Origin of the sequence: Gemmiger qucibialis, from assembly GCF_027689445.1 — a bacterium.
Classification (GTDB): Bacteria; Bacillota; Clostridia; order Oscillospirales; family Ruminococcaceae; genus Gemmiger; species Gemmiger qucibialis.
The window spans coordinates 208,288-230,675 of record NZ_JAQFEN010000003.1 but is presented as its reverse complement, the minus strand read 5'-3'; the positions used below and the strand labels follow the sequence as shown (position 1 = coordinate 230,675).

Sequence of the window (22,388 nt, the reverse complement as noted above, 5' to 3'; positions counted from 1 at the left end):
AAAACTCCTTTCTTTTAATAGGCGGGTCTTCCGAAGGCGTAGAAATGCTGCTGCCAATAGGAAGAGTTGATGGATGTGTACTGAATGGGATCGCCGCAGTGGATCATGACCCCATCACCAACGTAGATGCCGACGTGAGACACACCGGGGGTGTCATACGTTCCAACAAAGAAGATAAGATCACCGGGCTGTGCATTCGCCTTTGAAACCGGCGTACAGACGTTGTAAAGCCCCTGTGCGCCCAGCCGCCCGGTATTCACGAGACCGCTGTTCGTGAGAACGTAGCTGACGAAGCCGGAGCAGTCGAAGGACGTGTCGGGATTGGAGCCGCCCCACACATACGGATAGCCGAGATACTTTTCCGCCTCGGTAATCAGCGTCGCAAACTTCTCATCGTTCAGGTATTCCGGGTTGACATCGTAGTCGGCGGGAGGATTTGTGATGTACTTGTCCACATAGGGAGAGTCACCGAACAGATCCTCGCGGTTGCCCAGCACCGACATATACGTCGCATACATGGAAAGCTGTTCCTGAGACATGATGTAGACCGGGACATGGGAGAGATTGAAGTTTTCGAGCTTCACGTTGCAGATGTAGTAGTCATACGGGACGCGATAGGTTTCCGTGTGCGTATTGCCGTCTGCGTCCGTCCATGTGTCGGTCTCCGTGCGGTATCTGGTTACGACGATGACCTCTTCGGTGAGGATGTACTGCTTTTCAAACAGCATTTGAAGCGTACCCTGCACCTCATCCAGCGTGAACTCACCCTCGTGGAGAGCCGAGAGAATGGAGATCAGCACATAGGGGTCATGCTCGATGTCATCCAGATCGAAATGGTATTCGTCGTAGTCGTGGGTGCTTTCGTAGGTGTCGAGATAGCGTTGCAGCTCTTGCTCCATCCGGCAATACTGCGCTTCCGCGCCGAGCATCGCGTCATCCTCGCTGAGATAAGAGGAAGCGATAACCGACGAGCCGGTAGAGGTGAGCATCGAACACGAGCTGATTCCGGCACCGAGCAAAACGAGAAGGGCAACTCCGACGCCGATCCAGATGAAGACCTTCTTGTTTTTCTCAAAGAACTCCTTGATCTTGTCGGACACCTTTTCACCGAGCTTCTTGCCGGTATTCTTTGTGGCAGTTCCGGCGGACTGAGAACCGGCATTTCGAGCGGCGGCATATTCCTTCTTGATGTTCTGCTTCTGATAGTGTTTGTTCATGTTCTGCTTCTTCATCTCAGGATGCTCCTGCTGATTTCTTTCATATTGGAGCTTCGCATCCGCAGCATCCGCCTTGTGTTCCAGCTTAGAAACCTTCTCATAAGGCTTGTTGACGCTGTTTTCCCGATGATGACTGAAATGCCGAGCGGCAGTCTCAGCGGCAATCTCTGTTTTATGCGCCGCCTCAACCGCCGAGTTTTCCTGTTCGAACTCATGGATTTTGCCGTGAATGCCGGAAGCGAGGGTGTCCCCGACCTTGCGGACGGTTTTATCTGCCTCAAATTGCAGCTTGCCTTTGCCCTTGGGCTTTTTCAGCTCATCCTCAAAATGAAGGCGGGTTTTGCCCTTTCCGGTCTCTTCATCAAAGACGCGCTCTTTCTTGAGAACCTTGTGCGTGGTCAGCTTTTCACGGGCGGCATCCAGACGTTCATGCGCCTTCTCGGACTTCCTTTCGAGCTTCTGCATCCGCTTCGTGGGCGGGACGGCATCGTCCGAGACCGGCTTTGCGGAGGCAGTCTCCGCCGCTTGAGAGAGAACGGTGTCTGCATCCACGGCTTCAACCGCAGAGGTCTTGCGCAGCTTGTGCGTAACAACCGTTTCGGCAATCACCGTGCCGGTGTGCGAAGAAACGCCGTGCTGCTCCAAAGCAGGAGGCTTGAACGCCGTTTCCGAGGGCAGCGGTTCAGTTACATTCTGGGGTGGATTTTCTGCCCTTTTCTCTTCTGTGACGGACGTTTCCGAGGGCGGCTGTGTGTCGTTATCCTCGGCGTGTTCCACCTGAAACTGACGCTGTTGACGGCGCATCTGCACCTTTTTCTGTTCCTCCGCAGAAAGAGCTTCGGAAGGTTCTGCTGTCTCAGCGGGCTTCACCAGCTCTGCATCTTCCAGCCGCTTTGACACACGCTGCTCGGTGCCAGCCGTCAGGTTTTCCTCAACCGCGCCTTCCCGCGTCATCCGCACGACTACCTTGTCACGGGCTTTAAGTTCCGGTTCCTTGGACATCAGATTTCACCTCCAATCCGCTTGTAGGCAAGCTCGGTGTACGCCGGATTCAGCTCGATGCCGACAAAATGACGCCCCATCTGCGAAGCAGCCATGCCGGTTGTGCCGCTCCCCATGAAGGGATCAAGCACAATACCGCCTTCGGGACAACCGGCGAGAAGACAGGTCTCAACCAGCTTCGGAGGGTAGGCGGCATAGTGACCACCCTTGAAGGGAACGGTGTTGATCTTCCAGACATCGCGCTTGTTGCGGAGCGGATTGATGTCACCATCCTTGATTTCCCCGTGTTCACGCGGGCGGTTGATGGACTGTGGCTGAGGCTGACCGGGAACGGGTTTGCCGTATTTGTTGCCGCCCTTCATGCCGCGCTTGAGGCGTTCTGCCGTTGCGGGGGCAATCGGTTCGGAGATCGCCTTGTAGTCAAAGAAATACTTCTTGGACTTTGAGAACAGGAAAATATGCTCATAGCAGCGGGCGCACCGGTCTTTCACACTCTCCGGCATGGGGTTATCCTTCATCCAGATGATGTCGTTGCGCAGATACCAGCCGGTATCGCGGAGGGCAAAAGCCAGCATCCACGGAATGCCGATCATGTCCTTCGGCTTGCAGCCCTCAACCTTGTTGTTGAGAGCCACAGCCTGACCGTTTCTGCCGTTGGGGTTCTTCGGGTCAATGAAATCGCCCTGATTGCCCTTTCCGGCGTAGGTGTCCGAGATGTTCAGCCAGAGCGTTCCATCCGGACGCAAAACGCGCCTGACTTCGGTAAACACTTCCGTCAGGCGCGAGATGTATTCCTTCGGCGTTGTCTCTCTGCCGATCTGAGCATCCATGCCGTAATCACGGAGCGCATAATAAGGCGGGGATGTCACACAGCAATGAACGCTGTCATCGGGCAGAGTTTTCAGGATTTCAAGGCAATCGCCGGTATGAATGATGTCAAGTTGTATGGTGGTGTACCTCCTATTCTGTTGGATTTGCGTTTCCATTGAAGTGTTGGCTGCAAAACCCGACAACATTTCAATGGGCATCAGTCGGAGTAATACTCGTCCGGCTCATAGTCCTCATCTTCCATGAAGTCCTCGTCGAGATCGTCAATCTCGTCTGCCCAACGGTCGAAGATTTCCTCGGCTTCCTTCGCCGCCTCACGATAGAGGCTCAGGCGGTTCTTCTCAAAGGCAGCGAAGGCGGGGACGAGCTTGCCGAACTCGCGGATTGCCCTCATATCCTGCGTGCGCATATCTGCGACGCACTGGATGATTTCGGACATCGTGAGCAGATCGTCGATCATCAGCTCATACTCATCCTTGGGGATAGATACGGTTTCATCATCCGCCGCGTCAGTGAAAGGGGTATTCTCATCGCTGTTGCTGCACTTGGGAACATCAACCTTGAAGTAGAAACCGATCATATCCACAGATACCTTGGTCATAATCTGACGTGCCTCCTTGACCTTTTCGTCAATGTCCTCCCTCACATGGAGGTAGGCGCGGTGATGCTTCTTGAGATCGCTTTCCAGTCGGATCAGATCGGTCAGCTCCCACAGAGCCTTAAACAGCGCGGAGGTGTTCTCTCCGTATTCGATAGCGTCCGCGTAGGGAATGGTAATCATCTTGTTGTTCATATTCAAAAATCCTCCTTAGTTCTGTACGGTTTCTTCTAAACGGGTGGTCATGATGCGGTAGAGCTGGGTGTCCTTCGGGAAATCGTCCTTGAAGGGAACAATGGTCGAGCCGTAGAAGATCAGTCCCTCACCGGCATTGGAATTGGTGATGTAGTTCTGCTGGCTGGGCGAGATGTTCAGCGCCTTCGAGAGAATTTGCCGGTCGCCGGACGCCTGATTCAGAAGGTAGACAAAATCCGAGTTTTCAAAGATATTCTCTACCTCGCGGGACGCAAGCAGATCCTTGACGTTCTGCGTGATGCCGGTCGGAATGCCGCCCCATTTTCTGAAACGCTTCCAAATTTCAACGGAATACGCAGCGGTCTGTTCCTCTTTCAGCAAAAGGTGGAACTCGTCCATGTAGTAGCGCGTTGCCTTGTGCTGGGCACGGTTGATGGTAACTCTGTTCCACACCTGATCCTGCACGATCAGCATACCGAGCTTTTTGAGCTGTTTGCCGAGTTCTCGGATGTCATAGCAGACGAAGCGGTTGTTGACATCCACATTCGTTCTGTGATTGAAGACGTTCAGAGAGCCGTGAACATAGATTTCAAGGGCGGTTGCGATGCGCTGTGCCTCCGGCTCCTTCTGATTTCTCAGAATGTTGTAGAGGTCTTCGAGGATCGGCATTTTCTCCGGCTTCGGATCGGCAAGAAACTCCTGATAGACCATGCGGACGCTGCGGTCAATGATGGTCTTCTCAACCGGCTGCAAGCCGTCCTTGCCGCCGACAATCAGCTCGCACATGGAGAGAATGAAGTCGGATTTCAGCGTCAGCGGGTTTTCCTCTTCGGAGTAGTTCGTGTTGATGTCCAGCGGATTGATGTAGTCCGTGCTGACCGGCGAGATGCGGATGACCTGACCGCCGAGCTTCTGCACAAGGGGGAAATACTCGGCTTCGGGATCGCAGACGATGATGTCATCCTCCGTGATGAGGAAGGCGTTCGTCATTTCGCGCTTTGCGGAGAAGGACTTACCGGAACCGGGTGTACCCAAGATCAGCCCGTTGGGGTTTTTGAGCTGCTTGCGGTCAACCATGATCATGTTGTTGGACAGCGCGTTCAGCCCGTAGTAGAGAGCTTCGCCGCCCTGAAAAAGCTCCTGCGTGGTGAACGGCACGAAAACCGCCGTGCTGGAAGTGGTCAGTCCGCGCTCAATCTCCACCTGATTGACGCCGATAGGCAGAGAGGACATCAGCCCTTCCTCCTGCTGGAAGTCAAGACGCTTGAGCGCACAGTTATACTTTTGGGCAATGGCGGCGGTTTGGAACACCGCGTTTTCGAGCTTCTGGCGATTGGTTGCCGTGTTCATGATGAGGATGGTCACAAGGAACAGTCTCTCGTTGCGGGTCTGGAGATCCTGCAACAGACGCTTTGCCTCACCGCCGAAGGTGGCGAGATCGGACGGGATGATGTCCATATCGTAGCCGGAGCGGACTGCCTTTTTCTGCTCTTCGATCTTCATCTTGTCGAGGTCGGTGATCTTCATCTTGATGCTCTTGATTGCCTTCGCCTGGTCAATCGTCCGGATATGAAAATTGACCGTGATGTTGCTGTCCATCTCAAGGAAGTCGGCAAGCATACGGTCATTGAGTTCCGGCGCGAGGATTTGGAGAAAGCTCACCGCGCCGATGGTTCTGCCCATCTTGAAGCACTTGCCTTCACGGAAGTCAAAGGAAGTGGGCGCGATGAAGTCCTTCGTGCTGAGTCCCGTCCGGGCTACCATGTCAAAGGAAAAGCGGAACGGCTCATTGGTGTCCATGTTGAACACGTCATGAAGCACTTTCAGCCGCTCGTAGCCGGACAGCGGCTCGGTTCTCACACCGAGGGTTTTGAAGTTGTTGAGAATGTCGGTTTCAATGCGTTCGAGCTTCGGCTTTGCCGTGCGGAGGGAGTCCGCCTCAACGCCGAAGGTGATGTACTTCTTCTTGACCAGTCCGTTGTTGCCCTTGGTGAGCTGGCTTTGCAGCATTCCGGAATACTCGGAGCGGATGTCGTTGAAGGCGTCCTCCTGTGCCGGAATGTTGATGCGCTTGCGGAACTCATTGAGGCTTGCCTTCTGATTGATGAAGGAGAGCTGGACGAAGATCGAGCTGTCGAAGTAGTTCAGAAAGTCGCACCAGTTCTCAAAGATGGCAGTTTTGTCCTCGTTCTGCGCAAGCTGGTAGTTGATGTCCTCAAAGGCGATGGACTTCGTGTAGAGGCGGCTGTTCACCTTGCAGATACCGTCGCGGCACATTTCCACATAGGGAATGGTCTGCTGGGCGGACTTGCGGACTTTCTTTGCCTTTCTGTCCTTTTTCTTCTGCATGACGATCCGCTTCTTTTCCTGAGCGGAAAGGGCATCGCCGTAAACGACGCCGTTTTTGACGGTCATCTTAGGCTTTGCCTTTGCTGTGCTGTTGTTCAAGCTGCAATTCCTCCTGTTCTTTGATTTTCTGCTGAATTTCAGCGTAGAGATTGTTTGTGCGATAGGGACGCACCTTGTCCCGGATGAACATGGACTGTACGATGTGGTACAGATACTTTTCGGCGGGCTGACCGTCCTTCTCGTAAAGCGCGAAGAAGATGAACGGGAGCATGATCACCACCATCAGCATTGCCGCCGTAGACAAGTCGAGATGCGCCTTCACCAGAAAGAAGATCGGGACGCCGACCGCCGCAGCGATGGAAAAACAAATGAGTTGCCGCTTGGTCAGGTTGAACATGACCTTCGTTTTGACGCGGTTAAGATCCTTCGGAACCGGAACAAATGCCATTGACTGTTTCCTCCTTTCCAAGAGTAATGCTGCATTCGACCTCGTTGCCCCAAACGTCCCAGCCTTCGGGAGACTGACGGGCAAAAAGCTCTACGCGGGGAAGGTCTCCCATGAGCCGGACAATGCGCTCCCGCGCTTCATCCGGTTTTTTGGAATGCTCTTCGATATGGCTGAGGATGACCTGACGCACACCGGCGTCAACTCGCTTCGGGTGTCCCTTCGTGGCAAGGATGCAGATTTCGGCATTCGCCCTTGTCCAATACCCCATGCCGGTGAAGAGATCATCGTTCCTGCGGTTTTGCTTCACCCATACAAAAGCCACGGTCTTATAAGAAAATCCCCATGCCGTCAGCACTTCGAGTGCTTCACAGAGGCACGGGAACGTGATCCAGAGAAACAGAGCGCAGTCCTTCGCGGCAAGCTCACCAACCGGAAGCGCCTTGATGTCCTCAATGCACATTGTCGGGTAGTGGCTTTCTGCCGACCGTCCCTGTCCCTTCTTGGAGTAAGTCCGATACGCCCAAGGGGGATCGGCGTAGATGATGCTGTACTTCTTCATGCTGCCGCCCTCCTTAGTGCGCATGGAAAATGGATTTTGCGAGGCTTCCGGTCTTGAACAGCGAGAAGCACAGAATAACCGTGTACGCTGCCACAGAGAACAGAGCCGAGTGAATGTTGTCTGCGATGATCATGCCGTTGATCAGCACCGCATAGATGCCGACACAGACCATGATGAGGAAGCCCTGAAATGCCAGAGCGAACAAGCCTTTCAGATAATTCGTGCCGATGCTGCCCCATTCGCGGTTGCTCATGGTTGCGATGGGAATAGGCGCAATGCTCACGGTGCAGTAAATCTCAATCATGCGCCCGTAGAGAATGACCGTAATGAGGATCGCCATGATTTTGAGGCACAAGCTGATCAGAAGAGTTTCTATCGACAGTCCGAGCAGTTCTCCGACGCCCATGTTCTCCATGCCGGTACGCATCTGCGCAATCGTCGCGTCAATGTCAATGCTCGTGTTGCCGTGAATGACACCGGCTGCACCGGAAACTACATTCTGCCCGATGTCGAATACTGCCATCACGATGTCAAAGGTGTGCGTCACGAGGTAGATCGCCACAGCCGCCTTGAAAAACCACTTGAAGAACATCCAAGTGTCCATGTCATGAAGGTTGTTTTTCTCGGTGATCATGGAAATCAGCTCGTAGCACAAAACGAAGGTGATGATGATACCAGCGATGGGGACTATCACGTTTTCGGATAGTCCCCGGATCATCTGGTACACGCCGCCGTTCCAGCCGGACGGAGTTTGACCGACCTCGGCGGCAATCGTTCCTACCTTCTCGTTGACATCGGTGAACATATTGGTCAGGTTGCTCTCGATCCATCCGATCAGCATATCCTTGAGAGCCTGTTCGATCTTTTCTAAAATGCTGCCCAATATTTCACCACCCTTCGGTTAAGCTGGGCTTGCCGTGGATTAGCCGAACAAACCGGAGAGCAGGGGGATGAGGGTCGTGCCGATCAGCACCACACCGCCGCCAGCCATGAGCTGCTTGATGCCCTGAGACTTAGCGCCGGGGTTGTCGTTGCCGTAGCCTTCCATGAGGTTGACAACACCCCACACCGCAAGACCTGCGCCGAGGGCGATAACAAGCGTCTGGAGAACCGTAACTGCCTGATTGATAAATGCCATACTTGAATTTCCTCCTTAAATCGTTGGTGAATTGTGAGGGGCAAGTGCCTTTTCCGCACCCGCCCCGATGGTTGCTTCTGCGCGGCTGCCGGATTAACCGAACAGACCGGAGAGCAGAGGGATGAGGGTCGTGCCGATCAGCACCACACCACCGCCAGCCATGAGCTGCTTGATGCCCTGAGACTTAGCGCCGGGGTTGTCGTTGCCGTAGCCTTCCATGAGGTTGACAACACCCCACACTGCGAGACCGGCACCGAGGGCGATAACGAGCGTCTGAAGAACCGTGACAGCCTGATTGATGAAAGCCATAGATTTTCCTCCTTGATTTGAAAAAGATTGGTTGTGTATTTTTGAAAATGGGCATAAAAAAAGAAGCCCCGTCGCTGTTCTGCTTTGGGATGAGCCATCAGGCTTTACCCACTGCGCAGTGCAGCGACGGGGCTTTAATCTGCATCGACCTCGCCCATATCATAGAGGTCGAATGTGTCATCGGGCTTGACCACCAGCTTGTGCTGCCGGTATTTCTCGATGTCAAAGGCGTTCCGCTTGTCATAGTCGGAGAGCTGCCGGTACTTTGGATGCTTCGTAATGTCGTATTTGTTACTGAGAAAAGGTCTCACGCCTCGAAGCTGCAAAATACACTTGGCTCCGTCCATGACGGCGATCTCATCCTGAGACATCAGTTCCTTGCCGGTTTTCTGATAATTCAAGCCATAGGAGTTGTTGTTGGAACGGGTTTCTGAGGTGTTGTAAAGGTCGATTGTCTCCTTGCCCAGCACCTCGCTGATTTCCTTGAGCGTGGATTTCTCCTTGCCGCCGAGGAAAAGGGTGCAGTCACAGTTGCCCGTGATGGTGTCCGCCGCATCCTTGTAGATGGTCTTGAGCTGAGACTGGGACTGCAAGATGATTGACGCCGAAATTTCCCGGCTTCGGATGGTTGCGATGAGCTTATCAAACTTCGGGATTTGACCGATGTTTGCAAACTCGTCCAGCAGACAGCGTACATGAACGGGAAGCCGTCCGTTGTAAACGTCATCTGCCTTGTCGCAGAGAAGGTTGAAGAGCTGGGAATACATGATTGCCACGACGAAATTGAAGGTGTCATCGGTATCGGAAATGATGACGAACAGCGCCGTCTTCCGGTCTCCGATTGTGTCCAGCTCCATCTCATCGTAGCTCATCAGTTCCCGCAGCTCTGCGATGTCGAAGGGCGCAAGCCTTGCACCGCAGGAAATCAAAATCGACTTGGCGGTTTTGCCCGCCGCCAGCTTGTATTTGCGGTATTGCTTGACCGCAAAGTGGTCAGGGTCGCGGGCTTCCAGCTCATCGAACATGACATCCACCGGGTTCTTGAATGTCTCATCGTCCTCTCTGGCTTCTGAGGCATTGATCATTTCGAGCAGGGTAGTAAAGTTTTTCTCGTGGTCGGGTGCCTCGTACCAGATGTAGCCGATGAGAGCTGTGTAGTAGAGCTTTTCCGCCTTGACCCAGAAATCTTCGCCGGACTTATCGCCATCTCCCTTCGTGTTGACGATGATCGTATTGACCAGCTTGAGGATGTCCTTCTCGCTGCGGATGTAGCTGAACGGGTTGTAGTGCATGGATTTCCTGAAGTTGATGGTGTTCAGCGACTTGATGACATAGCCGCCCTTTTCGAGCATCTTGCCGCACTCTACCAGCACCGTACCCTTCGGGTCGGTGACAACGTATGAACTGTGCATCTGCATCAGGTTTGGCTTTACGAAAAAGCGCGTCTTGCCTGAGCCGGAACCGCCGATGACAAGGATATTTTTGTTTCTGGCGTACTTCGGCTGCTTCGGGCGGCTGTTCATGGTCAGGAACTCCGTCTGCGTCAGAATGACGTTGTTCGAGAACTCCGGGTCCATGTACGGCTTGATGTCCTCCGGCTTACCCCATCGTGCAGATCCGTATTCTTCGCCCTGCCGGAACTTCTTGCGGTTCTTGCCTTTGACGTAGACCGCCAGCTTGAGCAACGCACCGGCAATCAGACCGATGATCAGATCGATGGGATGAAAGCTGGGCAGCGGATTTGCAAAGGCAGAGCCGAACACGGCAAAGCCGTTTGTCAGCTTGTCGATGAACTCCGTGCCGGGAGCGAGACGAAACACGGCGGCGATCTTATCCGCAAAGTAGAAGGCGAAGACATACGGTAGGTTCAGAAGAACGAGCTTCTTCACATCGGGTTTGTTCACAGCTCCACACCCCGATCCTTGGTTTTAACCTTGACCTTCTCCTTGTGCTGCGCCTTGCTTTGGGCTTTCTCCTGATCCAGCTTGTGCCGGATGGACGGCTGTTCCTTCTGCTTGACCGTCTTAGTGGAAAACTCCTTGAACGCGGCGGTCATCACATCAACGTCCCGCCCCTTGAAGAAGACAAGATAGCTGGGCGGTTCTACGGAAACGTCCTTCTTGAGCGCAAAGTCCAGACCGTATTTGCTGGCAGTCCGCTCAAAGGACTTGATATTGCCATCCGTCACTTCGATGTTGGAGATGGCGGCGTTCTGGCTCATCAGATGCTTGATGGACTGCTTGCCGCGATAGGTTTTGGGCTGCTGCATCTGCTTCTGCGCCTTCTCAATCTCCTGCACGAACTTGTCCAGCGCCTTTTTCAGCACCTCGGCTGAGATTTTGCCGCCCTTGATCATGATTGCAACAACTTTGGTGTTGACTTCATCCTGCATTGCGGCGTTTACCTCCTTTCGTTGGAATGATTATGGGGACTGCTGCCGAAGCTAAGGCGGCACAATCCGACGATAGATGATTTTCATTTACACTGTCCTCCTTTCCGAGCATTGCTCACGATGGTATTCATTAAAGAGTGTCTTCACAAAGGCTATAATCGTAGGACTTCGGCTTCTTTGACCCTGCCGATCTGTCCTGCCCGTAGAAATCATGGTTGACGAGGGCGGAGTAGTAATTGTCTATCGTCAGAGAGGCGTTATACAGAGCGGTCAACAGGTACGCCCGGATATTACGGATGTCTGACGGGTTCTTGCTCATTGCTTCCAGAACGTACTCTATGTGGCTGCTATTCAGCTTGAGAAAGCGGGACTTAACCACTTGCTGCGGCATATCCTCGCCATTGATACGGATGGTCGGAGCGGTAGAGCAGACGGCATCCAGCATGATGTCCATGATCTCCCGGAAGCGGTCTTTATCGAACTTCGGATCCTGACAGAGAATGTTGTAGTCAAGATTCTCTTTGATAATCTCTTCATACTCGCTTCGCTCATCCATCCTGTCCATCACATCAAGATTGATGGATTGATAGTTCTTTGAGAGAGTATTTCTTTCTTGAGTAATTACTTGATCAGTATTTATTTGTGCGGACTTATCCCCGTGTGGATTATCCACATCCGGCTTCTCCACACATGGATTTTCCGTGTGTGGCATTTCCCGTTCTGGCGTGGACTCCTGCGGCTCTTCGTATATCTCAAAGATTGTGCTGCTCATCCTGCCTTTACCGTCTCTTTGCCGGTGCCTGACGAGGTAGCCGTGTGTCTCAAGCTCACGGAGCGCGGAAAGAATGGCATCCGGACCTTCCTTGCAGATTGCGGAAAGCCCCTTGGTTGAGAACTTCCAGCCATCATTGAACGAGAGCATCTTTGAGAGAAGACCGACTGCCTTGAGTGACAGGCTCTTGTCTCGAAGGTGGAAGTTCGCCATGACCGTATAGCCACGATTCTTGTTTACGCGATAGACTGCCACGAAAATCACCTTGCCATCTTGGGAAGCAGCTCTTCGGCACACTTTTTCTGGAACTTCATTCGGATGACCTCCTTGCCCTTCGGCGTGAAGTAGGTCTGAGAACCGGTGTAGCAGTACGTCACAAAATCGCGGACGATGAACAGTCCGGCGTTGCTGTCCTTGTTGTAGGGAAGAAGCTGACCGGAGGGAGATCGGAACAGGTACTTCTCTCTGAGAAGGAACTGGACGAACTTGCGCTCCGGGATTTTCAGTTCCTTCGCCGTCGTTCGGATATTGGTGCAGTCATCCGGATTGATGAAGGCGTCGTAGTAATCGGCTTTGGGCTTCGCCGTGTTCAGCTCACACTCAAGAGCCTTCACACGATTCTTTTCCAGAATCAACGCCTGAGCAAACTCCACAATGACCGCAGGTTCCTTCTGAATGCGTTCCAGAAGGGAGTCCGTCATGTAGCCGCCGGTCTTGCGAATGGTAGGAATGACCTCATCAAATACCCACAGTTCAAACTTTTCAGCCGCAGGAAGTTTGCTGCGAATAATTAGCCGATAAACGTCTCCTTCCGGGATGAAGTTGATACTCTGAACTTTCCCGCTGATAGGGGTAGAACGTTTCGTTATAGCCCTGCAATGGTCGTTGACCGCCTTGTTCGGGTTGGTGTAACCGAGTGCCTTTGCAACATCTGCTGCACAGAACAGAACTTTTTCTCCTTCGAGGATCGTTCTTACCTCACCAAACTGTTCATTCTTGAAGATTTCGATTTTGTTATCCATGACTGGCTTCCTTTCCGGCATCAGATGTGCCACTTTGATTTTTGAGGGTTGAAACGGGATTGCAGCAGTAGGGACACTCCGCAAACACGCAGGACTGATATTTCCAGAAGGGACGATGAAAGCGGCAGCTTCGGCACTCAGGGAGAATGCCATCCACACCGCTGTCATAATGCTCAAAGCCGGGTGTGGTCTGCATCAGCAATTCCAGTGCTTGCAGATCACCGGCTGTCATGCGTTTCATGCTTAAAAACTCCTTTCTTTCGCCGCATCGCCAGCAAATATTGCGGCTTTTGGGCAACAAAAAAAGAGGGCTTGCTTCTTACTCCAAATTGGAGAAGAAACAAACCCTCTTCGTTTACGATGTAGTTCAGATGATTTCTCGGATGGTATGAATGACACCGAGCAGCAGCCCGATGAAGAAGGCAAGTCCTCCGATAAGACCGCCTATGATTAAGTTCAATGCGAAGATGCCGACTGAGCCGGAGATACCGTAGCCGCTGGGAACGAGCCAGAGGCACATCCTCCGGATGCCGAATGGCAAGCCGACGCAGATCCACATAAGGAAGTAGTCACATACGCCGTCAGGCATATAGATCGGCTTGAGAAATGACGCGAGGCAGAACGCAAGCGCGATTGGAAGCAGAACCTCCTTCAAGAAGACTTTGATAGCACCCACTATATCCTCCTTCTGCCGGAAGTGTGCAGCAGCACCCTCCGGCTTGCTTGATTATTGTGAAAGTCCTTTGTTTTCGGTCAAAAAAAGAAGGGACTAAGCCAGAATGCCTTGATTTTCAAGGTCTTTCTGATTTAGTCCTATTATCGCACAATAATCCTTGATGACGATTGCCTCTACACGCCCTGCCTCCACTTCCTCCATCATCGCCAAAAATCCGGGGCGGTCAAAACGGGTGCCTGAGATACCATCATCGGTAAAGTGCGTAGGGTTGGGCAGCCCGTTCCGGAGGGCAAAATCCTCTAACATCTGCTTTTGGTTGGATATGGAATTGCTCTCGCCCTGTAACTCATCGTCCCGACTCAGGCGCTCGTACAGTGGGGTAATTTTTTCATTTCTCATGGCTGTACCTCCTGAAACAAAAATGCTCTAAGTGATTGCTTCACTAACCATGACAAAATCATGATTAAGAAGTCACTTAGAGCATATATCACCGGCAGCCAGCTTGTATTTTTTATACTGACGGACTGCAAAGTGATTCGGCTTTTTCTTTTCCAGGGCTTCAAACATCAGATCCACCGGGTTCTGGAACTCCTCATCATCTTCCCGCACCTCCATTGCGTTCAGGAACTCAATCAGGGTGGAGAAATTCTGTTCCTCAACCGGAGCTTCATAGTGGATATATCCGATCAAGGCACAGTAGAGCAGCGTTTCCGCCTTCGTCCAGAACTCATCACCGGCTTTTCCATCACCCTTTGTGTTGGCAATCAGCGTTGTCACCAGTTTCAGAATGTCTTTTTCTGAATGGATATAGGCAAATGGGTTATAGTGCATCGACTTCTGAAAGTTGATGGTGTTGAAAATCTTGATGGTGTAGCCATGCTTCAAAAGGGCGTTGCCGCACTCAATCACGATGCTGCCTTTCGGGTCAGTGACCACATAGGAACTGTGCATCTGGAGAAGGTTTGGCTTCAACCAAAAGCGAGTTTTACCGGAACCCGAACCGCCGATAATCAGAACATTCTTATTTCGGGCATTGGCAGGATTCTTCGGGCGATTGCTCATCATCAGCCGCTCCGTTTTCGTCAGGATCACATTGTCCTCGAACTTTGGTGCAATAAACGGCTCAATATCTTTTGCCGTTCCCCAACGAGCAGAACCGTACTCAACATTGTGTCGGTACTTCTTTGCGTTTTTGCCTTTTAGATAGACAGCCAGCCGAAGTCCTGCGCCGCAGAGAATACCAATCAGCAAATCCAACGGGTGAAAGCTGGGAAACGGATTGTTCAGGGCTATCGGAAGGGCATGAAAAAAGCTGAGGATTTTCGCAGATGAATCTGCCCCCTCAGCCAATCTCCATGCTTCTCCTAAATTCGTAGCGAACAACCCTACCAGAAAATACGGTAAATTCAGAATCAGGAGCTTTTTCATTTTTCTCTTATCCATCACAGATCACGCTCCTGTTTCTTCTCTCGAACCTTCTTCGGAATCGCTGCGACAATTTCCTTGAACTTCTTCAGCTGCGCCAGAACGCTCGGCTTTTCATTCTTGGTTAATGCCCTTGCCTGATGTTCCTTGCAGATTGCATCCAAAGCATCTGCATCTTTAGAACGGACAAAAACAAGAAACCGGGGAGGATCAACGGACTTATCTTTTCTTACGGCAAAGTCCACGCCATACTTCTTGGCGAGCTTTTCAAAATCACGGATACTCTCTTTGTCGATCTCAACATTCGTAGCACCCTGATTCTGTCCCAAAAGCTGTTTCACGGATTGCTTTCCATGAACGGCAGGGTCTCGTGCCTTTTTCATCTTCACTTTTTCCCGGTGCTGCAAATACTTGCGGATACCGGCAATGATAGTGCGCCCCGTCAGCTTGGTTGTGCTGATCGCCAGGTTTACTGTTCTGTTTTCAACTTCTTCCTGCATGATTCATCACCTCCTGCAAGCAGTAGAGTGAACAGATTATCGTGCCATATCTCTGTGGTCGTAATACAGATTGCCCTTGGCAACTGCGGCATGGCTGATAATCTTGATATTGCCAGCTTTCTGGTTATCCAGAGCCTTCTGATAACCCACATCGCTCAAATACAGGCGATTTCTTTCGCCTTTCCAACCGACAGGCGATTCATCGGTCAGCACATCGAAAATAATCATGTGCTTGGTGGCGTCATCAAATCGTGCCAAGTCCATATAGGTATGTCCCTGGTACTCCTTGGCACCATCCTGAATCCGCTTTCGCTCCATCAGCTCTCCAATCGTCGAATTTCTTTGCATAAGAACCTCCTTACAGAACATCTCGGTCAGGGTTACTTTTGTGGGGAACCGAATCAGCTTTGACAGGTGCATCTTCTTTCTTCACCATGTCATCCGGCAGGGGAAGCGCCATAATGCTGCGCCCCATGCGTACAAAAGTCTCAGGCTGATGAAAGTGTTCCTCAAACTGCTTCATCAGTTCCGGGGACAGAGAACAAAAATCATCCTCGCCCAATCCCACAACCAGAAAATCACCGGCGATAATGTCATAAATATCGCCGTCATCATCACGCAGCGCACGGTTCAGTTCTTTGCCTACGAGTTTACCTTCGTCGTGCATCACCAGTGCAACCGGCTCATTGAACGGATAAGTTGCCTCAATATCGCCACCTACGGCTTTCTGCAAATCCTCCAGCTCACAGCCGATCTGCACAGCCTGCGGATACATGAACGGCTTTACCAGCAACACATTCATGGTATCTGCCTGTTCTTTCTGAACCTCCCGTTCCTCGGTCGTGCCGAACGCAACACCGGTAAAGTTTTCGGAGTCCAGAATGTACTCCGAATTGTAATAAGCGGCTCTAACCTGTTCCTCTGCCGCATCGTGAGATTCTGCTTGCACCGTAACCGTTTTCTCCAAGGTTTCGGTGATCTTCACATCGTATTCTTTCAAGTTTCGATACCTCCGTTTCTTTGGAAATAAGAAAAGCGACCATCCATGAACCTGTTACAGTTCATAAATAGTCGCATCCACATCGGCTAAAAGCTCGAACAAGCAAATATCGTCCAGTTCGCAAATCAGGGAACCCATGTCGAAGAAAATATCGTCCTCGCATTCCACCGTAGTAACCACGCTGCGGTGTTCGTTAAGACAAATGGCTTCTTCCTTGTCCATCGTGATCGTAGACATACAGGACACCACATAGAATGTCATATCTTCTGCTAACCACAGCTCCTTGCTCTGAATCGTGCGAACTTTTTCATCGCCGCTCATATCTTCTACATAGGACAGAAGCCGCACGGCTCTGCTGTTCAGAAGTACCTTTCCCTGATAGTCGATACCCTCACCAGCAGAGGACAATACTCGATACTCGCTAATCATCTCGGCATTTTTCTGAAACGACTTTGCCAGAAGCGCAGGAGAAATATCATCGAACTCCTCACTGTAGTTTACGAGCATATCTACCATATAATCAGGATCGCAAAGGTCGTAGAGTTCTTCCAAAGCGCCCTGAATGTTTTTGGGTGTAAACATTTTTTACCTTACCTTTCCATTGATTTTTCTCTTTTTTTCTGCCATTGCTCCAAAAGCTGAATGATTTTATCCTCCATCTGCTTGTTGGTATAGGACTTCGGGAAGTATTTTCGCAACGAATCCGTTTTGAAGGTTACTCTGTCCAGCTCTCCCTTCTTGATTTCATTCATAATCTCGCACATCGCATCCAGCGTACACTCGCCCTCCTGTGCGAGCTTTTTAATTCGCTGTGCTTGCGAAAGGGAAGGAGCTGCTTGAGCATAATCCATTGCAGAAAGAAAATCCTTCTGTTCTTCACTTGCCAGATAGGAAAGCTCCACCGCAGGATTGAATTTGATCTGACCCGTATCTACCATATCCAGCAGTTCCGGAATCAGTTCGGTCAGACGGATATAACGGTGTACCTGATTTCTGCTTTCTCCTGCCTCCTGACCGACTATATCCATTGCCTGCAACTTCATCCCAACTTGGGATGAAGTTAAATCGGTGCGTTGACCTTGATGTTTAATCGCATCCAGCTTCATCTTATAAGCAAATGCTCTTTCACTCGGCAGGATACTCTCCCTCTGCAAATTCGCATCAACCATCAAAATAATGGCTGCATCATCGTCCAGGTCACGAACAATCGCAGGCATGGTTTCCTTACCCGCAAGCTCCGATGCCCGGTGCCGCCTGTGACCAGAAACGATTTCATAACCACCGTCGGGGTCAGGACGGACAATCGCAGGAGTGAGAACTCCGAAATCTCGGACGCTCTCTGCCGTTTTCATCATTTCTTCATCATCAACCACACGGAAGGGGTGTCCCTCAAAGGGGTGTAGCTCAGAAAGCGGAATTTCCTGCACACGCTCCTGCTGGGCTTCAGCTCTGGATTGATCGGTGGAGAAAATATCATCGTACCCCTTCAAGCTGATGTTTGCGCCTTTTTTCTGCATTGTTTAACACCTCCTTCGTCAGAATTTTATAGGCTTCGGCAACTTTGCCTTTGGGATCATGCTTGAAGATACTGGTTCCCTCTGCGCTGATTTCCTCTGCACGGACAGAGCGGGGAATGTCGGTCTTGTAAACCTTCAGCTTTCCGCCGTAGCTCTCCCGAATCAGATTGCTGATGTCTTTGGAGTAGTTGGTGCGGCTGTCCACCATCGTCAGAAGAATCCCTTCAATCCTCAGTTTCGGGTTGATTTGCCTCTTGACCTTGTTGATGGTTCCAAGCAGCTGTTCCAGACCCTTTGCAGGAAGGTATGCTGCCTGAACCGGTATCAGCACATTGTCGGCAGCTGCCAACGCATTGACGGTCAGCATACCCAAAGACGGCATACAGTCAAGAAGAATGTAATCATAATTCTGTTTGACTGTATCCAGGTATTGCCGGAGAATGGTTTCCCGGCTCATGGCATTGACCAGTGCTACCTCCATACCTGAGAGTTCGATGTTGGACGGCACCAAATCAACGCCCTCCGGATGATGAAGAATCCCTTCATCGGGAGTAATAGGGTTTTCCATCATAATCTTTCCCATCAGATCGGAAAGTGTCGGAGACAGATCATCCGGGCAGGGATTGCCCAAACTGACCGTCAGGGAAGCCTGGGGATCGGTGTCTACCAGAAGCACCTTTTTTCCTTCAAGAGCCAAGCCAACGCCCAGATTCTCGGTGGTGGTGGTCTTTCCAGTGCCTCCTTTCTGATTGACCACCGCAATGATGGTTGCTTTTTTCGACATTTATCGTCACTCTCCTTCCTCTCGCTTCATTTTCAATTTCTTAAATCCTCCTTCCAAATATCCGTGTGACATATCGTGCCGAACAAGAGCATCGTAGTAGGTGTCTATTGTCGTCGGCGCATTGTATATCGTAGTCAGCATATACTGACGGATATTTCTAATCTTTGTGGTGTTCTCCTTGAAGCAGTCCATAACATATCGAATGTGTTCGGCATTCAGTTTCATAAACCGACTGCGGACAATTTCTGCCGGACGCTCCTCTGCACCAATGCGAATCAACGGTCGCTTCGTGCAAACTGTTTCAACGATCAACTCCAGAATGTTATCCAGCATTTCGGAATCGTAAGGGTAATCCTTCTTCAACAAATCCATACTAAGCTGATCCGAGAAATAATCAAAGTATTCTTGATACCGGTCATTCTCGTCCATCATTCCACCATTTCCGGAAGGAAAGATAGAATCAGTATCACTAAATTCAGTATTTTTAATATCAGTATTATTACATTGTGATTTCGGAAGTTCTTGAGTTGTGATTTCCATTGTTCCAGAATTGTGATTTTCACAATTCAAGAGTTGTGAATCCACAGCAGAGATAAAGTTCTTCACATAGATCAGGTTGGGCTTTCCCAAACCCTGGCGCTTACGTTCAATCAATCCTGCTTTCTTCTCAAGTTCACTGAGCAGCTTGATAGCCTTTTGTTCAGCACAGTTCAGAGCCATCTTCGCTTCGTCGATTGTAAAAATGATATACACTCTACCGTTTTTATCTATCCAACCATTCTTGGCAGACAGGCTCATGCGGTCAAGCAAAATGCCATACAGCATCTTGGCATCGGCAGAAATATTCCAGAACCTCTCGTTCGTGAACAACACCTTCGGAACTCGATAGAATGTGAATAGATCGGATTGCTGACCGTAAAAATAATCAAAACTCACACGGCTTCACCACCTTCTTTCTGCGGAAAACTTTCTGTTGTCAGCGGAATGCTGCGGAAAGTCGTATCCGTCTTTTCGTAAGGACATCGGGCAAAATAGTAGAAGCGGTATTCCTGTTCATACACATCCATATCAACGAAGCCCCACTTCACGCATAACCTTCTTCGTACACCAACCAATGCACGGGTGATCTCGCCCATAGGGACAGCCATCACATTCCGACTTGGGTTTCGGCGGCAAAGAGATTAAGTAGTAGCAATTATTTCTACCCAGACGGCAGCCCTTTCTGCCATTCGTCCAGAAGTAGCAGTAATGACAGTCGCTCGGCTTGTCTGCGGTATAAACAGGCTTGCTCAAATAAAACACCTCCAATCTCTTGTATTTGCCCATGGGTTTGGGCATAAAAAAAGAGCGCCTATCCATCCCCAATGCGGGGCAAATAGACGCTCTATGTACATAACGATATTTAATTTTATCTGCTATAACTGCATGGTATTCAAAACATCCGCCTTTTTTGATTAGCTGGATTTTTGGCACGATTTTGGGGCTGATTAGCAGGAAGGGCATTTTCATTAGCAAGAACAGCCCGTTTTCTGCTAAAAATTAGCTGGCGATTTTGTCTTATAACAACCGTTCGATTCTGGAGGGGTTGTCAAAAATCAAATTTTGGAGTAGAATTTTATCTCATACAGTGAAAGAGCTTTTTCGTAGCTTTTTATATAAGAAAAGCCGAAAACCCTTGAAAACAAAGGCTTTCGGCGTTGTTCACTGGCGTCCATAAGAGGATTTGAACCTCCGACCCCACGCTTAGGAGGCGTGTGCTCTATCCAGCTGAGCTATATGGACGTGTCTGATATATGATTATAGCCCGATCAAAGTCGAACTGCAATCCCTTATTTAGTTTTTTTTGAGGTGGCCGTTGTAACGCAACCTTAGGAGGCGTGTGCTCTATCCAGCTGAGCTACTGAGACATTTTTAAGATTTATGCAATTTTCATTGCTCGAAGGAATCGAACAATCTGCCGCTTAGGAGGCGTGTGCTCTATCCAACTGAGCTACTGAGACAATTTGAATCAGGCAGCTGTGCGCGATGCAGGAGTACAACTGCCCTATTATTATAAACGCAACCCTGCAAAAAAGCAAGACATAATACAAAGCCGCCCGCACAGCAAAATTGTGTGGGCGGCTTTGCGTTTAAGTTATACGGAAAAGGGGAGCACTCAGGCAAGACCGTCCAGCCATGCGGCGATGCTTTCGGCGGCAAAATTGATATACGGGTACAGGGGTTGCAGGTTCCGCAGGCTTTTGTCATTACCGCTGCTGCCGGAGGTGCAGAACAGGTACACGTTTTTTTCGGTCAGGTCGTTGCTTTCAATAAAAGTTTGGATGATGCGTGGTGCGGTGGAGTGCATCATTTTAAGGCAATACCGCATAATTCTAAGTGCCGATACGGCGAGCGAGGTGCGGCAGATGCCAAGCCAAAAGCGCAGATAATACTGGATGTCTTATCGAGCATTTTGGCAACGCAGATGCCGTACCGCAGCCGCCGAAGCGGTGCTTAAGCCGTAAGGCGGGAATTGTGCGGTGTTGCCTTAAGTGTAAAGAAACTCTACATGGATATAACGAGAAGTGAAAGGCAGGGCAACCCAGGGAACCCTACTGGAAAATCCGCATCGCTTATTCCAGCGCTGCCTTTGCGGCGGCAATTTTGGCGTTGGCTTCAGCCAGCTGGCGGGAACAATCGTCTGTGGTATCATCGCGCTCTAGGCGGTTGCGGTCCCCAATCAGGGCGGTCCAATACTGGCCACCGTTATATTCAAACACGACCCAATCGTACCCGTTGTATTTTTCCTTGGTGATCTGGGTAACCGGGTAGCTGCCCAGCGGCAGGTAGCCCACCACATCGTTCAGATTGGCGGTATAAAAATATTCTGTGTTGGAACCAAAAACCGTGAGCTTATATCCGCTCACGGCTGTCATGTCCGGCCCATCGCTGCCATATCCGTTAAAGTTCCCGGCGCGTATCGTGGGCAGATAGTCCTGATAGCTGTAATCCAGATCCACCGCGCCGGTAATGCCGCTGACGGTGCCGGAACCGGAATACTGCCACATGCCGTACTGCCCGGTGTACCCCAGGCTGGAGCGGTAATCCGCCACCCAAAGCGGATAGTTTGCCAGCGCGGAAGCATTTATATACGAGTTGATGTAGTTGGTGTAGCTGTACCAGCCCGCGTACCATTTGCGCTGGTTCAAAATATCCATGGCGTATTTGACCAGGTTCGTCAGCTGCGGTTTGCCCAGGCTGGTCAGGCTGCGGGCCTCCACATCTACAAACACCGGGTATTCCAGCTGTAAGCCCTCCAGCGCGTTCAAAAAGGTGGTCAGCTCCCCGGCAACAGCGCTTTCGGTGCGGGCATAGGTGTAATAATAAGCCCCAACCCGCAGCCCGGCGGCATGGGCGCCGTTCACGTTTTGCAGAAAATAGGGGTCCACATACGCGCCGTTGTTGTTGCTGGACCCAATGCGTACAATGGCAAACTGTTTGCCCGCCGCGGCAACGGCACTCCAGTTGATGCTGCCCTGATACCGGGAAACATCGATCCCCACCTGAAACAAAGCCATACAAAAATCCCCCTCCCAGGATTGCCTGCCGTGCAGGTGTATCCTACAGCATGTTATGCTGGAAAGGAGAGGGAAGTGAATCTTATGAAATTGCTGCCGG

At 50.9% G+C, this 22,388-nt stretch carries 25 protein-coding genes, 1 tRNA gene and 2 pseudogenes; all 28 read right to left on the bottom strand.

The features are described 5' to 3' along the window. Nucleotides 1–14: 14 nt before the first annotated feature. Nucleotides 15–2,219 carry a C40 family peptidase gene (locus tag PG062_RS07605; protein WP_270751815.1) on the bottom strand — a complete coding sequence of 735 codons (2,205 nt, stop codon included), beginning with the start codon at nucleotides 2,217–2,219 and terminating at the stop codon, nucleotides 15–17. Further along, nucleotides 2,219–3,205 carry a DNA-methyltransferase gene (locus PG062_RS07600; protein WP_270751814.1) on the bottom strand — a complete coding sequence of 329 codons (987 nt, stop codon included), beginning with the start codon at nucleotides 3,203–3,205 and terminating at the stop codon, nucleotides 2,219–2,221. Before PG062_RS07600 ends, PG062_RS07605 begins: the two co-directional genes overlap by 1 nt. Before the next feature lie 41 nt (nucleotides 3,206–3,246). Then, entirely contained in the window at nucleotides 3,247–3,840 is a 594-nt protein-coding gene (locus tag PG062_RS07595; protein WP_270751813.1) for a nitrogen fixation protein, read from the bottom strand. A gap of 15 nt (nucleotides 3,841–3,855) precedes the next feature. Further along, nucleotides 3,856–6,255 (bottom strand): VirB4-like conjugal transfer ATPase, CD1110 family, encoded by a 2,400-nt coding sequence (locus tag PG062_RS07590; RefSeq protein WP_270751850.1) that lies wholly within the window; start codon nucleotides 6,253–6,255, stop codon nucleotides 3,856–3,858. 1 nt (nucleotide 6,256) lies between these two features. Continuing rightward, the gene (locus PG062_RS07585; RefSeq protein ID WP_256292780.1) at nucleotides 6,257–6,637 is read right to left on the bottom strand and encodes a PrgI family protein; all 381 of its coding nucleotides are present in this window, start codon (nucleotides 6,635–6,637) and stop codon (nucleotides 6,257–6,259) included. Next, complete coding sequence (locus tag PG062_RS07580) at nucleotides 6,606–7,220, bottom strand: MT-A70 family methyltransferase (RefSeq protein WP_456298752.1); 615 nt, start codon at nucleotides 7,218–7,220, stop codon at nucleotides 6,606–6,608. The genes PG062_RS07585 and PG062_RS07580 overlap by 32 nt, the downstream gene beginning before the upstream one ends. Continuing rightward, nucleotides 7,210–8,079: a VirB6/TrbL-like conjugal transfer protein, CD1112 family gene (locus tag PG062_RS07575; RefSeq protein ID WP_005934793.1), complete on the bottom strand. Its 870-nt coding sequence runs from the start codon at nucleotides 8,077–8,079 to the stop codon at nucleotides 7,210–7,212. The genes PG062_RS07580 and PG062_RS07575 overlap by 11 nt, the downstream gene beginning before the upstream one ends. A 39-nt stretch (nucleotides 8,080–8,118) precedes the next feature. After that, nucleotides 8,119–8,334, bottom strand: a complete 216-nt coding sequence (locus PG062_RS07570) for a Maff2 family mobile element protein (RefSeq protein ID WP_005934794.1) — start codon at nucleotides 8,332–8,334, stop codon at nucleotides 8,119–8,121. 93 nt (nucleotides 8,335–8,427) lie between these two features. Further along, nucleotides 8,428–8,643 carry a Maff2 family mobile element protein gene (locus PG062_RS07565; protein ID WP_005934794.1) on the bottom strand — a complete coding sequence of 72 codons (216 nt, stop codon included), beginning with the start codon at nucleotides 8,641–8,643 and terminating at the stop codon, nucleotides 8,428–8,430. A gap of 134 nt (nucleotides 8,644–8,777) precedes the next feature. Then, a complete protein-coding gene (locus tag PG062_RS07560) occupies nucleotides 8,778–10,547 on the bottom strand; it encodes a VirD4-like conjugal transfer protein, CD1115 family (protein WP_270751812.1) in 1,770 nt (589 codons plus the stop codon). Continuing rightward, nucleotides 10,544–11,035 (bottom strand): PcfB family protein, encoded by a 492-nt coding sequence (locus tag PG062_RS07555; RefSeq protein ID WP_270751811.1) that lies wholly within the window; start codon nucleotides 11,033–11,035, stop codon nucleotides 10,544–10,546. The genes PG062_RS07560 and PG062_RS07555 overlap by 4 nt, the downstream gene beginning before the upstream one ends. Before the next feature lie 130 nt (nucleotides 11,036–11,165). Continuing rightward, nucleotides 11,166–12,071 (bottom strand): DUF6017 domain-containing protein, encoded by a 906-nt coding sequence (locus tag PG062_RS07550; RefSeq protein ID WP_270751810.1) that lies wholly within the window; start codon nucleotides 12,069–12,071, stop codon nucleotides 11,166–11,168. Then, entirely contained in the window at nucleotides 12,068–12,829 is a 762-nt protein-coding gene (locus PG062_RS07545; RefSeq protein ID WP_213541557.1) for a phage antirepressor KilAC domain-containing protein, read from the bottom strand. Before PG062_RS07545 ends, PG062_RS07550 begins: the two co-directional genes overlap by 4 nt. Beyond that, nucleotides 12,822–13,070: a hypothetical protein gene (locus PG062_RS07540; protein ID WP_040650084.1), complete on the bottom strand. Its 249-nt coding sequence runs from the start codon at nucleotides 13,068–13,070 to the stop codon at nucleotides 12,822–12,824. The genes PG062_RS07545 and PG062_RS07540 overlap by 8 nt, the downstream gene beginning before the upstream one ends. 126 nt (nucleotides 13,071–13,196) lie before the next feature. Next, nucleotides 13,197–13,505, bottom strand: a complete 309-nt coding sequence (locus tag PG062_RS07535) for a DUF6050 family protein (RefSeq protein ID WP_005934801.1) — start codon at nucleotides 13,503–13,505, stop codon at nucleotides 13,197–13,199. A gap of 153 nt (nucleotides 13,506–13,658) precedes the next feature. Next, nucleotides 13,659–13,904, bottom strand: a pseudogene (locus PG062_RS15890) (recombinase family protein); the annotation flags it as partial. Between the two features lie 90 nt (nucleotides 13,905–13,994). Further along, a pseudogene (locus PG062_RS07525) lies at nucleotides 13,995–14,948 on the bottom strand (type IV secretory system conjugative DNA transfer family protein); the annotation flags it as partial. Further along, nucleotides 14,948–15,430 carry a PcfB family protein gene (locus PG062_RS07520; RefSeq protein WP_002304320.1) on the bottom strand — a complete coding sequence of 161 codons (483 nt, stop codon included), beginning with the start codon at nucleotides 15,428–15,430 and terminating at the stop codon, nucleotides 14,948–14,950. The pseudogene PG062_RS07525 and the gene PG062_RS07520, both read right to left, overlap by 1 nt. Nucleotides 15,431–15,466: 36 nt before the next feature. Beyond that, on the bottom strand, nucleotides 15,467–15,778 hold the full coding sequence (locus PG062_RS07515) for a DUF5720 family protein (RefSeq protein WP_002304317.1): 312 nt from the start codon (nucleotides 15,776–15,778) through the stop codon (nucleotides 15,467–15,469). A gap of 10 nt (nucleotides 15,779–15,788) precedes the next feature. Continuing rightward, a complete protein-coding gene (locus PG062_RS07510; RefSeq protein ID WP_002588969.1) occupies nucleotides 15,789–16,430 on the bottom strand; it encodes a DUF3846 domain-containing protein in 642 nt (213 codons plus the stop codon). Nucleotides 16,431–16,484: 54 nt separating this feature from the next. After that, nucleotides 16,485–17,012, bottom strand: a complete 528-nt coding sequence (locus PG062_RS07505) for a hypothetical protein (RefSeq protein ID WP_002304315.1) — start codon at nucleotides 17,010–17,012, stop codon at nucleotides 16,485–16,487. Nucleotides 17,013–17,020: 8 nt separating this feature from the next. Further along, nucleotides 17,021–17,947, bottom strand: coding sequence for a ParB/RepB/Spo0J family partition protein (locus tag PG062_RS07500; RefSeq protein WP_002304314.1), 927 nt, complete (start codon nucleotides 17,945–17,947; stop codon nucleotides 17,021–17,023). Next, a complete protein-coding gene (locus tag PG062_RS07495) occupies nucleotides 17,904–18,731 on the bottom strand; it encodes a ParA family protein (RefSeq protein ID WP_002304313.1) in 828 nt (275 codons plus the stop codon). Before PG062_RS07495 ends, PG062_RS07500 begins: the two co-directional genes overlap by 44 nt. Before the next feature lie 6 nt (nucleotides 18,732–18,737). Continuing rightward, nucleotides 18,738–19,667: a DUF6017 domain-containing protein gene (locus PG062_RS07490; protein ID WP_002304312.1), complete on the bottom strand. Its 930-nt coding sequence runs from the start codon at nucleotides 19,665–19,667 to the stop codon at nucleotides 18,738–18,740. Further along, nucleotides 19,664–19,879 carry a hypothetical protein gene (locus tag PG062_RS07485; RefSeq protein WP_009146480.1) on the bottom strand — a complete coding sequence of 72 codons (216 nt, stop codon included), beginning with the start codon at nucleotides 19,877–19,879 and terminating at the stop codon, nucleotides 19,664–19,666. The genes PG062_RS07490 and PG062_RS07485 overlap by 4 nt, the downstream gene beginning before the upstream one ends. A 557-nt stretch (nucleotides 19,880–20,436) precedes the next feature. After that, nucleotides 20,437–20,513 (bottom strand) — tRNA-Arg (locus tag PG062_RS07480). Between the two features lie 373 nt (nucleotides 20,514–20,886). After that, complete coding sequence (locus tag PG062_RS07475) at nucleotides 20,887–21,081, bottom strand: flavodoxin (RefSeq protein ID WP_270751809.1); 195 nt, start codon at nucleotides 21,079–21,081, stop codon at nucleotides 20,887–20,889. 262 nt (nucleotides 21,082–21,343) lie between these two features. Continuing rightward, nucleotides 21,344–22,288, bottom strand: coding sequence for a glycoside hydrolase family 25 protein (locus tag PG062_RS07470; RefSeq protein ID WP_270751808.1), 945 nt, complete (start codon nucleotides 22,286–22,288; stop codon nucleotides 21,344–21,346). Between the last annotated feature and the right edge of the window lie 100 nt (nucleotides 22,289–22,388).

Excerpts from the sequence above, each read along its gene's own strand:
- PG062_RS07605 (WP_270751815.1), bottom strand. The coding sequence starts at position 2,219 with ATGTCCAAGGAACCGGAACTTAAAGCCCGTGACAAGGTAGTCGTGCGG.
- PG062_RS07600 (WP_270751814.1), bottom strand. The coding sequence starts at position 3,205 with ATGGAAACGCAAATCCAACAGAATAGGAGGTACACCACCATACAACTT.
- PG062_RS07595 (WP_270751813.1), bottom strand. The coding sequence starts at position 3,840 with ATGAACAACAAGATGATTACCATTCCCTACGCGGACGCTATCGAATAC.
- PG062_RS07590 (WP_270751850.1), bottom strand. The coding sequence starts at position 6,255 with ATGACCGTCAAAAACGGCGTCGTTTACGGCGATGCCCTTTCCGCTCAG.
- PG062_RS07585 (WP_256292780.1), bottom strand. The coding sequence starts at position 6,637 with ATGGCATTTGTTCCGGTTCCGAAGGATCTTAACCGCGTCAAAACGAAG.
- PG062_RS07580 (WP_456298752.1), bottom strand. The coding sequence starts at position 7,220 with ATGCGCACTAAGGAGGGCGGCAGCATGAAGAAGTACAGCATCATCTAC.
- PG062_RS07570 (WP_005934794.1), bottom strand. The coding sequence starts at position 8,334 with ATGGCATTTATCAATCAGGCAGTTACGGTTCTCCAGACGCTTGTTATC.
- PG062_RS07565 (WP_005934794.1), bottom strand. The coding sequence starts at position 8,643 with ATGGCTTTCATCAATCAGGCTGTCACGGTTCTTCAGACGCTCGTTATC.
- PG062_RS07555 (WP_270751811.1), bottom strand. The coding sequence starts at position 11,035 with ATGCAGGATGAAGTCAACACCAAAGTTGTTGCAATCATGATCAAGGGC.
- PG062_RS07545 (WP_213541557.1), bottom strand. The coding sequence starts at position 12,829 with ATGGATAACAAAATCGAAATCTTCAAGAATGAACAGTTTGGTGAGGTA.
- PG062_RS07540 (WP_040650084.1), bottom strand. The coding sequence starts at position 13,070 with ATGAAACGCATGACAGCCGGTGATCTGCAAGCACTGGAATTGCTGATG.
- PG062_RS07520 (WP_002304320.1), bottom strand. The coding sequence starts at position 15,430 with ATGCAGGAAGAAGTTGAAAACAGAACAGTAAACCTGGCGATCAGCACA.
- PG062_RS07515 (WP_002304317.1), bottom strand. The coding sequence starts at position 15,778 with ATGCAAAGAAATTCGACGATTGGAGAGCTGATGGAGCGAAAGCGGATT.
- PG062_RS07505 (WP_002304315.1), bottom strand. The coding sequence starts at position 17,012 with ATGTTTACACCCAAAAACATTCAGGGCGCTTTGGAAGAACTCTACGAC.
- PG062_RS07500 (WP_002304314.1), bottom strand. The coding sequence starts at position 17,947 with ATGCAGAAAAAAGGCGCAAACATCAGCTTGAAGGGGTACGATGATATT.
- PG062_RS07495 (WP_002304313.1), bottom strand. The coding sequence starts at position 18,731 with ATGTCGAAAAAAGCAACCATCATTGCGGTGGTCAATCAGAAAGGAGGC.
- PG062_RS07485 (WP_009146480.1), bottom strand. The coding sequence starts at position 19,879 with ATGGCTGTCCCTATGGGCGAGATCACCCGTGCATTGGTTGGTGTACGA.
- PG062_RS07475 (WP_270751809.1), bottom strand. The coding sequence starts at position 21,081 with ATGATGCACTCCACCGCACCACGCATCATCCAAACTTTTATTGAAAGC.
- PG062_RS07470 (WP_270751808.1), bottom strand. The coding sequence starts at position 22,288 with ATGGCTTTGTTTCAGGTGGGGATCGATGTTTCCCGGTATCAGGGCAGC.